The organism is Pelotomaculum sp. PtaB.Bin117 (genome assembly GCF_002067195.1).
GTDB classification, from domain to species: Bacteria; Bacillota; Desulfotomaculia; order Desulfotomaculales; family Pelotomaculaceae; genus Pelotomaculum_D; species Pelotomaculum_D terephthalicicum.
In genome coordinates this window covers 1-12,403 of record NZ_MVQM01000119.1, presented here as the reverse complement: position 1 = coordinate 12,403, position 12,403 = coordinate 1, and the positions used below count along the sequence as shown (strand labels likewise).

Here is a 12,403-nt window from a genome sequence, read left to right as displayed (position 1 = left end):
AAGTAGGAGGAATTCAATAACGATGGTTCAAGCAAAGCCTTGTGCCATCTGCCTCGGCGAATGCCGAGAGGCTATCTATTAGATAAGGAGGCTGTGTCCAATGAGAGTCGAGACGACATTATGATGAAGAATTCAAGCGCAATGCTGTAGAACTGACCTACAACAGCGGAAAAACAGTCAACCAGGTGGCTCGGGACTTGGGAATCAACGTCAATATGCCCGGCAGGGGGCGGAGAGAACTGGCGAGCTATAATGATCGGGCCTTTCCCGGTATGGGGAAGCAAAGACTGGGCACCGATCTGGAAGAAGAGAACCGCCGTCTCAAAAAAGAGCTGGCAATCGCCCGGGAGGAACGGGACATCTTAAAAAAAGCCATGGCCATCTTCTCAAAGACACCGAAATGATCTATCGGTTCATCCGGGAGCACACGGGCAAGTTCCGTGTCGAGACGATGTGTCGAGTTCTAAAGGTATCCCGGACAGCATATTACCGCTGGATCGCCAGACCCGTGAGCCAGCGCAAAAAGCAGGATGAAATTATTAAGGAGCAGATCGTGAAGATCTATAACGAGAGCCGTAAGACCTACGGCAGTCCCCGTATCCGCCGGAAGCTGGACAAGCAGGGCATTCACTGTGGCAAAAAGAGAGTCGAACGGCTAATGAGAGAAACCGGCATCCAGGCTATCCAAAAGTACAAATTTAAGGTCACCACTGACTCTAAGCACAATCTGCCGGTGGCACCGAATATCCTGGACAGAAACTTCAACGCCGGTAGCCCCAACATGAGTTGGGTGACAGACATAACATATATCAACACCAATGAGGGCTGGCTGTACCTGGCGGCGTTCATGGACCTCTGCTCCAAGAGGATCGTGGGCTACTCAATGCAGAAGTACCTGACCCGGGAACTGGTTATTGAGGCCCTGAATATGGCCATCACCAACCGTCATCCTGGCCGGGGGCTGATCATTCACTCCGACCGTGGTAGCCAGTACGCAAGTTTTGATTATCAGCAGTTGCTCTGGCAACATGGATTTATTTGCTCCATGAGCCGCAAGGGCAACTGCTGGGATAACTCTCCCATGGAGAGCTTCTTCAAAACATTGAAGATGGAACTCGTATACCATCGTCATTATAAAAGCCGTTCAGAAGCGAAGCTGGAAATCTTCGAATATATCGAGGTTTTTTACAATCGGTTCAGGCTACATTCAGCAATCGGATATGAGACCCCGGAAAACTACGAGAACCAGAGAAAAGTTGCTTAAGTTTGTGTCCAAATAACCGAGGGAAGTCCAAAACATTGTTAACCCCTCACAAAAGAAAAACAAAAGAGCCTCGCGGCTCCAAAAAAGATTTTTACGTAATTTAAATAATTTCTGTTGACATTACGTAAATTACGTAATATAATATAACCATAGAAAGGAGGTAATTATAAACAATGAAACGGCGGGACTTGATAAAAATACTAGAAGCCAACGGCTTCCGCAAAATAAGAGACGATGGTAAACACACCATTTACAAGGCTTCCGACAAGCGGGCCGTACAAGTCCCGAGACACCGCGAAATCAACGAAAACACGGCCAGACAAATCCTAAAGGACGCGGGGTTGAAATAAAAACGCCGCCTTTGGGTGTTATATAAAACCAAACAAGAAAGGAGTTAAACCGATGGAATATATTTTTCCGGCCATCTTCGAGCAAAACAGCGACGGTAGTTATACGATTACCTATCCCGATTTACCGGGTTGTGTCAGTGAAGGCAAATCTCTAAGCAACGCTATGGATATGGCGCAAAGCGCATTGACACAATGGGTTGAATATTTACTGGACGAAAAAGAAAATATTCCAAATGCCAGCAACATAAAAAATATCAAGCCCTTGAATAATCAATTCGTGAATCTTGTTCGGGCTGAAATACGTGACAACCGCGCAGTACGCCGTACAGTCAGTATTCCCGGATGGTTGGACACAAAAGCCGCCGATGCCGGCATCAGTTTATCAAAAGTTCTCCAGGAAGCTCTAAAAGAAAGACTTGGAGTATAAGCAGTCTTAAACGGGCTGCTTCTTTTTTGCAAAAGAAAAGAGCCTGAAGGCTCCCTAATTTATAAGCGTAAATCCTTATTTTCATATCTTTTGTGTATATCGATTAATTCATCATATGAAAATCTCTTTCCAGGATATTTTAATATATACGAAACCATATCGTTTGTTAAACTATAAATACCAATGGCAATCTTTTTAAACTTTTCTGCAAATTCTTTTAACGAAACAATTACATATTACCATATGTCTTATCATAAACCACTAACTCATTAGCCCTAAAATCCATGGCACGGGTTGCTCTTTTTGTTAGTTGATCGACCGTCAAACCTGTTTTATCTACACTGATTCCAAAATGCTTAACACACTCACTACCAACATTAATATTTTTACCATTCCATTTGTTAAAAATATAAAAAACCCATCTGGTTGGTTGACCACAAAGTGTACATGGAGTCCTTTTGTCTTCAAGGTCATCAACAGGATGCTGCGGATTCCCCTCCCATTCTACCGTTGCTTGCCCAATTACTTTATTTAACATATTGTCAAAAAATCTTTGATAGTCGATGGAAAGACTATCAATAAGTTCTTCTGTTATCCTTTGGTTGGATTTTAATAAATCATGGAACCATGGATAATCTTCAATAACTTGACTATTTAGCAGTAACGTGCGCTCTTTATTCTTTAATCGAAGTTTACCCTGTGCCATTTATTGCCCCCGTATCCTATTTTGTCATCATAATTCTACAAACGGAATACTTTTCCTTCTGGCAAGCAAATCCCTTTACTTATAGTTTGCAATCGTATGGCAAGCTGTATTTTTTTCTCTGCACGCTTGATGTAGCTTTGGACTGATGCCTTAGAACAACCCAATAACTGGGCAGCTTGTGAGAAAGAATATCCTCTTCCGCGAACCAATTCATAAGCATCCTTTTCAAGAGGGGTCAAAGATTTTGTAAGTTTATCTAACAGGTCCAACATCCATTCAGGGGCAGCTTCAGCGGGTTCTCTATTCTGGATATACCTGGCCATCTCAAGCGGATCAACTGGCACTTCCCGTTTTGCCTGACTCCAGCGGACCACAATCCACTTTGTTCCAGGTATATGCCCCGTTTCCATAAGCTTAATTGTCCACTCAGTATCCGAGATTATACTGCCACGAATCAAAGGATTTACCTTACTTTCGCGAAACTCTCTCAGTGATTCTTATATTCTCGGATCAAGTCTTCCACCCTTGCCACCCCCTTTTCTTGAATAAAAAAGAGGCCTAAGCTTTATCGCTTAGACCTCCAGTTTTTCTGGCCAAGGTCTGGATAGCTGTCAATAGCTTCAGAAAGCACACCTTGGCAACCCAAGTAAACAGAACTGCATACAAAAGCTGGATAAAAAAACTGGGGGGAGTTCCACCGGTTTTTAAACTAAAATCTAATAATATTGTTTGGAATTTTTACTGTACCACAGGCAATGTTTTGTATTTATGTTATCTTGCGGCATTAAATAAATTAAACATTGAAGCAACAGATGATGGAGTTAGCTGCTGTATGTTAGCACCACATTGCGGGCTGTTGGTGCCCAGACATTGCCCTGATGAGAGATTTTGCAACAGACTTGACAGCCCAGCTTGCTGTTGCGCGTTAGTGCCACATTGCGGGCTGTTGGTGCTCAAACATTGCCCCGATGCGCAATTTTGCAACAAACTTGACAGCCCAGCTTGCTGTTGCATATTAGTGCCACATTGCAGGCTGTTGGTGTTAAAGCATTGCCCTGATGCGCAATTTTGCAACAAATCTGCCGGCGATGCAGCACTAGCGCTAGCCAGTACACCAAAAAGCAATAAGAGACAAGGTGCGATTACAAAAAGGATACGTTTGATTCTGACCATATTCTTTTCCCCTTTCTTTTGTCGCCTCCGAGGTTAGCTGACGGGTTCGGTTAAAGAAACCCTACCCAAGTTCACCATTAATAATGGTAACTTGGGATTCACCCCCACGAATGGTTCCCCCGTACCCAGTTGATTAATTTCTGGGATTCGGCAAATATATAGTCAGCTGTGGTTGAGTATACTATACTTCACGATTCAATAGCAAAATTAAGATATCCTCCTTAGTTACTGTTTAAACGATAGAGGCGAAGTATGCTAATAATAAAATATCTTTACTAAATATCAAAATAACAAGGGTTTATATTCCATCATCATATCTCATACCCTCCCGCCTTATTCATTGCACCTAAGTATCATAAAAATGGCAACCGGCGCTAACGTGGCATATAATAAAATAAAAAGCACGAGTGAGTATTATTTGGAGGCTAACACATTGGATAACGTAGACGACTATTACCTTAATCCAAATATAGACGGTAGTTTGCAGGACTATTTTGATCGTGTTCTGGGAGTTGATAAAATTTTCAAACCGCCAAAATTAAACGTAACAAAGTTAACTCTAATAGCTGTCCTAGACTGTATTGACGCTGCAATCGATTACCACAATAAAATTAATTTCCTGCTTTTATCAAAAATGATCATGGAATTAAAAACATGAATATGAACAGCGGACAATTTCTTTAGCCTTTCACCGGCTGAATGCCTGTCCAATCCGACGGAAGGGCCTAGCGCGGCTGAAATTCAGTTCTTTCTATGCAGAGCGGACTGTTCATCCCTGGTGAATTAACTATCGTTGACACATTATAAGCAGTTAAGATACCTTTATATGGCCGCAGCAGTTCTCTTGCCCTTACACGTTCCGCTTTCAGCCATGCTTTGTATTCACTCTCCCCGGCCAGTATCACAGGCATCCGGTCATGAATGTCTCTCATCAACGCGTTGGCCGCGGTGGTAATGATGCTGCAGGAATTAATGATTTTGCCGTCAGGCGCCTTCCAGCAGTCCCAGATGCCCGCGAAGGCAAAAAGCGACTTGCCCGGCAGGGTGATATACATTGGGGCCTTCTTGCCTCCCTCCCTGCGCCATTCAAAAAAACCGTCGGCTGGAACCAGGCAGCGCCGGCGCATAAAGGCATCCCTGAAAGCGGGTTTCTGCTCGACTGTCTCCGCCCTGGCGTTAATCATCTTGTAGCCGGCTTTCTTATCTTTAGACCAGCGGGGAACCAACCCCCAGTGCATCAAGGAGACTTTTCTCACTCCGGAATTATTGATAATCACCGGTATATCGGCGCCCGGCGCAATATTATATTGTGGGGTGTGCTCAAAGCTTTCCTCAAGCATAAAGTGAATTCTCAGTTCGTCCGGTTCGGTCGATAGAGTAAAACGTCCACACAAGTCAGGACACTCCAATCTATTATTAATCAAGTATTCAGCATTCAGGAGTTAGAACTCAGAATATTTACGGGGAGAAAGGCCATTTCTTATTCTGACTTCTGTAATCCTAGGCATTCACAATAATCTTTCTCTCAACCTGGTGTAGCGTTTTTGGGGTTTATTATTTCTAACGGCTATAGCCAACGCCTTTTTGCTGCCGACAATTATTACCAGTTCTTTCCCCCTGGTGATTCCCGTATAAATCAGATTTCTCTGGAGAAGCATGTAGTGTTGAGTCATAACCGGGATAATTACAGCCGGGTATTCACTGCCCTGAGATTTATGAATGGAGATGGCGTAGGCCGCCACCAACTCGTCTATTTCCGCAAACTCGTAAACAACCACCCTTCCGTCAAAATCTACCTGGATTTCCTGTTCTTCTTGATCAATGGAAACAACACGCCCCATATCCCCGTTAAACACTTCTTTGTCGTAATTGTTCGTCATCTGCATCACCTTGTCGTTTACCTTAAAGGTTTTGTAACCTTTTATTGTTTTACTCTCGTTGGGATTCAACAATTCCTGCAGCTTGACGTTCAGGTTCGCCACGCCGAGTTCGCCCCGGTGCATGGGGGTTAAGACCTGAATGTCTTTTACCGGGTGATAGCCGAAACTTTTGGGTACATGCTCCCCGCAGAGCGCCAGGATCTTTTGCAGGGCTTTTTCCGGATCGTCTTCCGAAACAAAATAAAAATCGGTTTTGTCACCGGCCTGCGGTCTGCGTATATCCGGAAACTTACCCTGGTTAATCATATGCGCGTTGACAATTATCCTGCTCTCCCTGGCCTGCCTGAATATCTCGTCAAGGACTGTCACCTGGAATTCGCCGGAATCGATCATGTCTCTTAAAACACTCCCCGGACCTACCGAGGGAAGCTGGTTGATATCACCGACCAAAATGAAAACAGCATGCGCGGGAATTGCTTTAACAAGGTGATACATCAGGACAGTATCAATCATGGAAGACTCGTCCACAACGACTACATCGGCTGCCAGGGGCAATTCCTGGTTCTTTTGAAAACCGCCTTGATGCGGACTGTATTCGAGCAGCCGGTGAATCGTCCTGGCCTCGTTCCCGGTCGCTTCCTGCATCCGCTTGGCCGCCCGGCCGGTGGGAGCCGCCAGCAGGACTTTCAGCCGCATAGCCTGAAAAATCTTAATGATAGCCCGGATAATAGTTGTTTTCCCGGTGCCGGGACCGCCGGTGATAATGGAAATTTTGCTCCGTGTGGAGGAGATAACCGCCTCTTTTTGCTTATCAGCCAGTTGAATATTTAATTGCGCCTCCACCCAGGCTATCGCTTTTTCGGGGTTTATGGAGCGAATGGCGGACGGTTCCGACTTCAATAACAAAAGCCTTTTGGCCAGTCCGGCCTCAGCCGTGTAAAGCGGCGGCAAATACACGGCATTGTGGTCATCTTTAACATCCCGGTTTTGTTCCGATGGCTCTTCCGCGACCAGCCGCCTCTCTTCAATCAGCTTTGCCATGGCGTTGATTACCACGTTTTTGCTGACCTGAAGCATCTCCACGACTTTGTTTGAGAGAGGCCCAAAAGGATAATAGACATGCCCGTCCGCCATGAGTTCATTTAGAACATAAATGACGCCCGCTTCAGCGCGCATTATGGAGTTGGGGTCAATTCCCATGCTCCTGGCAATCCGGTCGGCGGTAATAAACCCGATACCGTAGATATCGGAAGCCAGCCGGTAGGGATTGCTCTTCACGGTCTCAATGGACGCACTCCCGTATTTCTTGAATATCTTTGCGGAATATGTGGCGCTGACCCCGTGGCCCTGGAGAAAAACCATGATCTCCTTGATTTCTTTTTGCTCTTCCCAGGCTTTTGTAATCATGGCGACCCGCTTTAAGCCGATACCATTCACTTCGGTCAGTTTATCGGGAGCGCCTTCAATGACATCAAGGGTATCCAGCCCGAAAACCCTGACAATGCGCCTGGCCATAACGGGGCCGATACCCTTGATCAGCCCTGAACCAAGATATTTCTCAATACCGTTAACAGTGGCGGGAACGATAGTTTCAAATTTCTCGACCTTAAACTGTTCACCAAATTTTTTATTGTGCTCCCATTGGCCGGTAAGTTTTAAGGATTCACCGGGATTGATGCCGGCTAAGTTCCCGACAACCGTGGTTAGTTCTTTTTTGCCTTTTTCCTGAAGCCTGGCTACAATAAATTGAGTATCCTCGTTAAGATATACTATTCTTTCCAGGAAACCGTAAATAGTCATCATACCATCGACAACCCCCATACACCATTGACAACCCCTATACCACAGCCGGGCAATAGGTGATTTACCTTTAGATGTATTTCAGTTTTATCAAGGAATCCTTCAGCTTTTGATATGTAACCGCCAACGATTCGGAAATTACCCTCACGTCTCCGAACACCGGCATAAAATTGGTGTCTCCGCCCCAGCGGGGAACAACGTGAATATGGACGTGGCCAGGCACGCCCGCGCCGGCGATTCTACCGATATTGGCCCCGATATTAAACCCGTCCGGATTGAAAGCGCGCAGCGCTCCAACCATTTTCTGGGTATTCTTAAAAAGCTCCAGCATTTCTTCTTCGGTTAATTCTTCAATTTCTCCAACATGCCTCTTGGGTACGACCATCACATGCCCGTTGGTGTAAGGATACCGGTTCATCACCACAAACGTCTTCTCTCCCCGCCATAGAACCAAGTTTTCCCCGTCCTGATCAGATTCCAAGATCCCGCAAAAGACACACTTGTCCCCGTGGTCCCCGCCAATGTAGACACTGCGCCACGGCGCCCATATTTGTTTCATCTCATTCGCTCCTTATCTTTGATTAAAAAAAATAATCTAAAATAATATCGTCCCTTAAAACTAAATTATATATTTTATATTGAACTTTCGTAAACAAACTTATGAAAAACAACAAAAAAAGAAAACAGCCGGGAATTTTGCCGGCTGTTTCCGCAAGTTTAAGCCTGAGAACCATCTCTCCGGTTTCCTTTCCTGGATACCGGGGTCAGCTGCACACGCTCTCTCAGAAAACCTGATTCTAGTCACAAATAATACAAGCGAATTCAGCAGAATTCCAGCTCTCTCACTAAATAATTGGGTTGATATTAAGTTTTATTTTATTATATATTTACCGTACAATTTTTTAGAGCCAGGGGTAGTATGTGTCTTACCTGGCACATGCAATCTCTTAATTATCTGTATTGCTTCTTCAGGAGTACCTGCATTCGCTAATAACCCTTCGTCCCGGTAAAAATCAAATGTAGTACCCACGTCGGCACCCAGCAAGATTACTTTTTTCCTGTTTTTTAAGGCGAGTGCAATTTCTGAAACCGTTCCGGCCTTGCCGGGCAGGGCCACAACGATGTCGCTGGAAAGCGCATTGATGTAATTGCGTCCGTCGCCCATTCCCGTGGCAATAACCACGTCAATATAGTCAGAAGCCGCGCCTCCGTCTTTCCCGGGCAACACGCCTACGGTCAGCCCGCCGTTTTCCCTGGCGCCCTTTGCCGACGCTTCCATAACACCGGCCGGCCTCCCGCCGTTAAGAAGCACCCAGCCTTCTTTTGCGATGAGTTCCCCGAGGCGGTAAGCCAGCCGGTAAATTTCCGGTGCTAATTCTTCACCACCGCCCATGACGCCTACAATAAATTTGCGAATTCCAGCCGACTTCCCTTCACATAGATTACCTTTATTAAGTTAAAAGCTCTTCAGCTTTTTCCGGCGTTGCCATATGCTCAGGCATATTGATCCAGGTAATGTTCAATATACTGCCGCACTTTTGCCGCCGGCTTATAGACACCGAAGTGCCCTTCACACAAGATATCAGCATTCAGGTCGATTAACTTTTTCATTGAAGTGATCCACTTCTTAATATCCGAACCCCAGGACGCGTCAAAAGGCCCGTGGATGTCCTGACCGAACAGAATCCTGCCGCCGTTGAGGTCAATATAAGGGCTGATCCCGCCGGGAGTGTGCCCCGGGGTGAACAGGCAGTGAAGGGTCAGTTCCCCGATTGTTATATCCTGCTTTTCACCCTTCAGAATAACGTCGACGTTGACGGGCTGGTAATTTACCCTGTAATACGATGCCGCTGTCAAATGGGCCAGACCTTTGGAAATAGCGTCCAAATCCAGCGCGTGCCCCACTATCTTCGCACCGAGCGACTGGAAGTGGCTCAGGCCGCCAATATGGTCGATATGCCCGTGGGTGGCGATTACATACTTCAATAAGGAAGGGTCAAACCCCAGTCTTTTTATATTGTCCAATATCGACCGGCATGAATAACCGAGGCCGGCATCAATCAGGGCCAGTTCGCTGCCGCCGTCGACAAGGTAAACACAACAATCTCTCATATCGGTTAATTCCTGTCCGCCCACGAGGTAAACACCGTCAACAACTTTTTGCGGTTTTTGCATTTCGGCTCCTCCCTTCAACCGTAAATTAGGAAAGGGGACACACCTCTCTTTTGAGCCATACTCTGGGGCCGAGGAATGTCCTCCCTATTAAGAAGGGGTCACACCTCTTTAAAAGCCTTACTCCGGAGTCGGAGGGATGTCCCCCGCCAGGGCACGCTCCAGGATATCATACATGCGGTTCACCATGTCACGCGGGTCGGTCATTAGCCCGGCGGAAATCAAGGCGTTGTCGTAGATCTGCTCCGCCGCCAGGCGGGCAAATTTTTCATCTTTTTCACGCAACGCGGCTAAGCGTTTGATTAATTCATGCCGCGGGTTGATCTCCAGCATCTTCCTGCCAATGGCGCCCAGGTCTTTGTTTACCGCCTGCATCACCCGCTGCATGCTGCTGGTCATCATGCCGTCCTGATTCAGAATGACTGCGGGGCTGTTGATTAAACGGGTGGATTCCTTGACTTCAGTAACTTTATTCCCCAGTATTTCTTTCATCCATCCTGTCAACGATTGCACTGTTTCATGATCAAGCTGCTCCCCGTCAGGCTTCTCGTCCAACGCGGGAAGATCCAGCCCGGCCTGATCAGCGGACACCAGTTTCTTTTCCTCATAATCCATCAAATTGCTCAGAACAAAGTCGTCAACAGGCTCATGCGTGTAGATAACTTCCAGGTCACGGGCCCGGAAAACCTCCAGATAAGGACCGGCTTCAATAATTTCCCGGGTGGGACCGTTAATGTAATATATGTCTTTTTGCCCTTCTTTCATTCGCTGCGTGTAATCCGCCAGCGATATTAACTTACCCGGCTCTGATTTGGACGACTCGAACCGCAACAGCTTGGCCAGCTCATCCCGGTGGGTGTAGTCGCTGGAAACCCCTTCTTTGATAAAGAAGCCGAATTGTTTCCAAAACTCTTCATACTTGTCCGGGTCGGCTTTTGCCTGCTCGTTGAGAAACCTGAGGAACCGGCCGGTTACAGCCCTGCGCAGCCGGGACATCAGGGTGCTGTCCTGCATGGTTTCGCGGGAGATGTTTAGCGGGATGTCCTCACTGTCCACTACGCCCTTTACAAAACGCAGCCATTCCGGCAGGATCCCTTCAGCTTGCTGCTGGATTAAGATTTTACGGCAGTAAAGATTGACACCGGGCTCCGTCCGGCTGAAACCATAACGCTCAAAATTCTGCTTCGGCACAAATAAGAGAGCGTTGATGGCCAGCGGCGCGTCGGCGGAGAAATGCAGACGGTAAAGCGGCTCATCGTATGCGTTCGCGATAAACTTGTAAAACTCGTTATATTCTTCTTCCTTGATCTCGTTTTTATTTCGTGTCCAGATCGCCTGAACGGTGTTGATCTGCTCGCCATTAACACGGATTGTAAAAGAGACGAAGCTGGAGTATTGCTTGATGATCCGTTTAATGACCTCGACTCCGGCAAATTCGTGGGCGTCATCTTTAAGCTCCAGGATGATTTTAGTGCCTCGCGGCAAATCCGTTGCCGCACCGACGGTATAATTGCCAATGCCGTCTGAAACCCACTCGCAGCCAGCCGCTTCAGGTTGATACGAACGTGACAGCACCCGGATTTTCTTGGCTACCATAAACGCGGCGTAAAATCCCACACCGAACTGGCCGATCAGGTTCAAATCTTTTTGATTGGCTTCAGCCATTTGCCGGATAAAAGCTTTTGAACCTGAGTGCGCTATGGTACCCAGGTTTTCAATCAATTCCTCCCTGGTCATGCCGATACCGGTATCGGTTATGGTCAGAGTGTGCTCCTTGTCATCCAGCTCGATGGTGATTTCGAGCGGGAGTTCCCCGTCTTTGACGTTCTTGTTGGTTAGATTTTCGTACCGGAATTTCTCCAGGGCGTCGGCAGCGTTGGAGATTAACTCACGCAGAAATATTTCGCGGTCTGTGTAAAGCGAATTCACGACAATATCAAGGATTTGCTTTACTTCTGCTTGAAATTCCCTGGTTTCATAAGTATTTTCCCCGGTTGACACCGACATCTGAAAAGACACCTCCGTTAAGTTCTTATTCTATTAATGATCATGTCAACAAATCTGACCAAATAAAATTTTACCACATAAAGCATTTAATAATAAAGACTGGCCGCATATTTTATTGCCTCATGTCACGGTCAGGGATTTTGGAGCCTGCTGTAGACACCGGCCGGTCAGGCTCTTAAAATGAACTGATATCATCGTTCTGGGATTGGTGTACTAATTTGGATAACAAGGTGAGCGGAGGACAATCCCGCTTGTGGTTGTTCGGGCTGGTCAACTTTTTACTCAGCTTTGCCTTCAAGGCTCCATTATCTTTATTCCCCTGCTCGGCGGCCTGATTGCCCAGGGATGGGGTTATCGTGGAGTAATGTTTTTCGCAGCAGCCCTGGGCATGGCGGGAATGATGGCAGCCGTGCCAAAGCAGGCGGGAATGATGGCAGCCGTGCCAAAGCAGGCGGGAAACGGCGGACCGGCAACAGCCTTAATGGCAACTAATATTTTATCAAGAGCAGTCATTTAAGCCTCCCCCGGCGCATATGAAATCTATGTAAGCACTACGGTGGAGGTGAAGATACTGTTTTTTATCACGGATAAAATCGTTTTCGGCATGGCGGGCATCAGGGTGCT

Annotated in this window: 14 protein-coding genes and 1 riboswitch; of the genes, 5 read left to right on the top strand and 9 right to left on the bottom strand. The window is 46.6% G+C overall.

Annotated elements, in window-relative coordinates; all coding sequences use genetic code 11:
- The first annotated feature begins 152 nt into the window (after positions 1–152).
- The 3 genes from A4E54_RS08250 to A4E54_RS08240 all read left to right on the top strand — a co-directional run bounded on the left by A4E54_RS08250 (position 153) and on the right by A4E54_RS08240 (position 2,041).
- A protein-coding gene (locus A4E54_RS08250) for an IS3 family transposase (RefSeq protein ID WP_286725547.1) occupies positions 153–1,264 on the top strand; the annotation gives its coding sequence in 2 pieces (ribosomal slippage) (positions 153–360 and positions 360–1,264; 1,113 coding nt in all).
- A gap of 173 nt (positions 1,265–1,437) precedes the next feature.
- Complete coding sequence (locus A4E54_RS08245) at positions 1,438–1,614, top strand: type II toxin-antitoxin system HicA family toxin (RefSeq protein ID WP_240084883.1); 177 nt, start codon at positions 1,438–1,440, stop codon at positions 1,612–1,614.
- Positions 1,615–1,666: 52 nt separating this feature from the next.
- The gene (locus A4E54_RS08240; protein ID WP_240084882.1) at positions 1,667–2,041 is read left to right on the top strand and encodes a type II toxin-antitoxin system HicB family antitoxin; all 375 of its coding nucleotides are present in this window, start codon (positions 1,667–1,669) and stop codon (positions 2,039–2,041) included.
- Positions 2,042–2,270: 229 nt separating this feature from the next.
- Here the strand turns inward: A4E54_RS08240 and A4E54_RS08235 are convergent, their stop codons facing one another.
- The 3 genes from A4E54_RS08235 to A4E54_RS08225 all read right to left on the bottom strand — a co-directional run bounded on the left by A4E54_RS08235 (position 2,271) and on the right by A4E54_RS08225 (position 3,920).
- Positions 2,271–2,747: a hypothetical protein gene (locus A4E54_RS08235; protein WP_240084881.1), complete on the bottom strand. Its 477-nt coding sequence runs from the start codon at positions 2,745–2,747 to the stop codon at positions 2,271–2,273.
- A 35-nt stretch (positions 2,748–2,782) separates the two neighbouring features.
- Positions 2,783–3,157 (bottom strand): sigma factor-like helix-turn-helix DNA-binding protein, encoded by a 375-nt coding sequence (locus tag A4E54_RS08230; protein WP_286725538.1) that lies wholly within the window; start codon positions 3,155–3,157, stop codon positions 2,783–2,785.
- Positions 3,158–3,518: 361 nt separating this feature from the next.
- Positions 3,519–3,920 (bottom strand): hypothetical protein, encoded by a 402-nt coding sequence (locus A4E54_RS08225; RefSeq protein ID WP_240084879.1) that lies wholly within the window; start codon positions 3,918–3,920, stop codon positions 3,519–3,521.
- Between the two features lie 6 nt (positions 3,921–3,926).
- A riboswitch (cyclic di-AMP (ydaO/yuaA leader) is annotated at positions 3,927–4,083 on the bottom strand.
- 270 nt (positions 4,084–4,353) lie between these two features.
- On the opposite strand from A4E54_RS08225, the gene A4E54_RS08220 reads away from it, so the two are divergent.
- Entirely contained in the window at positions 4,354–4,578 is a 225-nt protein-coding gene (locus A4E54_RS08220) for a hypothetical protein (protein WP_286725535.1), read from the top strand.
- Between the two features lie 67 nt (positions 4,579–4,645).
- Here A4E54_RS08220 and A4E54_RS08215 read toward each other — a convergent pair whose 3' ends face one another.
- From A4E54_RS08215 to htpG, 6 genes are all read right to left on the bottom strand, one after another.
- Positions 4,646–5,314 (bottom strand): SOS response-associated peptidase, encoded by a 669-nt coding sequence (locus A4E54_RS08215; protein WP_286725533.1) that lies wholly within the window; start codon positions 5,312–5,314, stop codon positions 4,646–4,648.
- A 114-nt stretch (positions 5,315–5,428) separates the two neighbouring features.
- Complete coding sequence (recD2, locus tag A4E54_RS08210; protein WP_353681826.1) at positions 5,429–7,621, bottom strand: SF1B family DNA helicase RecD2; 2,193 nt, start codon at positions 7,619–7,621, stop codon at positions 5,429–5,431.
- A 49-nt stretch (positions 7,622–7,670) separates the two neighbouring features.
- Positions 7,671–8,159: an HIT family protein gene (locus A4E54_RS08205; RefSeq protein ID WP_240084876.1), complete on the bottom strand. Its 489-nt coding sequence runs from the start codon at positions 8,157–8,159 to the stop codon at positions 7,671–7,673.
- 312 nt (positions 8,160–8,471) lie between these two features.
- Positions 8,472–9,005 (bottom strand): TIGR00725 family protein, encoded by a 534-nt coding sequence (locus A4E54_RS08200; protein ID WP_286725543.1) that lies wholly within the window; start codon positions 9,003–9,005, stop codon positions 8,472–8,474.
- Positions 9,006–9,094: 89 nt separating this feature from the next.
- Complete coding sequence (locus A4E54_RS08195) at positions 9,095–9,775, bottom strand: MBL fold metallo-hydrolase (protein WP_286725529.1); 681 nt, start codon at positions 9,773–9,775, stop codon at positions 9,095–9,097.
- Positions 9,776–9,892: 117 nt separating this feature from the next.
- Positions 9,893–11,779 carry a molecular chaperone HtpG gene (gene htpG, locus A4E54_RS08190; protein WP_286725527.1) on the bottom strand — a complete coding sequence of 629 codons (1,887 nt, stop codon included), beginning with the start codon at positions 11,777–11,779 and terminating at the stop codon, positions 9,893–9,895.
- 253 nt (positions 11,780–12,032) lie between these two features.
- On the opposite strand from htpG, the gene A4E54_RS08185 reads away from it, so the two are divergent.
- Complete coding sequence (locus tag A4E54_RS08185; RefSeq protein ID WP_286725524.1) at positions 12,033–12,296, top strand: hypothetical protein; 264 nt, start codon at positions 12,033–12,035, stop codon at positions 12,294–12,296.
- Positions 12,297–12,403 lie beyond the last annotated feature (107 nt).

Coding starts and splice junctions, on each gene's coding strand:
- A4E54_RS08245 (WP_240084883.1), top strand. CDS start 1,438: ATGAAACGGCGGGACTTGATAAAAATACTAGAAGCCAACGGCTTCCGC.
- A4E54_RS08240 (WP_240084882.1), top strand. CDS start 1,667: ATGGAATATATTTTTCCGGCCATCTTCGAGCAAAACAGCGACGGTAGT.
- A4E54_RS08235 (WP_240084881.1), bottom strand. CDS start 2,747: ATGGCACAGGGTAAACTTCGATTAAAGAATAAAGAGCGCACGTTACTG.
- A4E54_RS08230 (WP_286725538.1), bottom strand. CDS start 3,157: ATGGAAACGGGGCATATACCTGGAACAAAGTGGATTGTGGTCCGCTGG.
- A4E54_RS08225 (WP_240084879.1), bottom strand. CDS start 3,920: ATGGTCAGAATCAAACGTATCCTTTTTGTAATCGCACCTTGTCTCTTA.
- recD2 (WP_353681826.1), bottom strand. CDS start 7,621: ATGGGGGTTGTCGATGGTATGATGACTATTTACGGTTTCCTGGAAAGA.
- A4E54_RS08205 (WP_240084876.1), bottom strand. CDS start 8,159: ATGAAACAAATATGGGCGCCGTGGCGCAGTGTCTACATTGGCGGGGAC.
- A4E54_RS08195 (WP_286725529.1), bottom strand. CDS start 9,775: ATGCAAAAACCGCAAAAAGTTGTTGACGGTGTTTACCTCGTGGGCGGA.
- htpG (WP_286725527.1), bottom strand. CDS start 11,779: ATGTCGGTGTCAACCGGGGAAAATACTTATGAAACCAGGGAATTTCAA.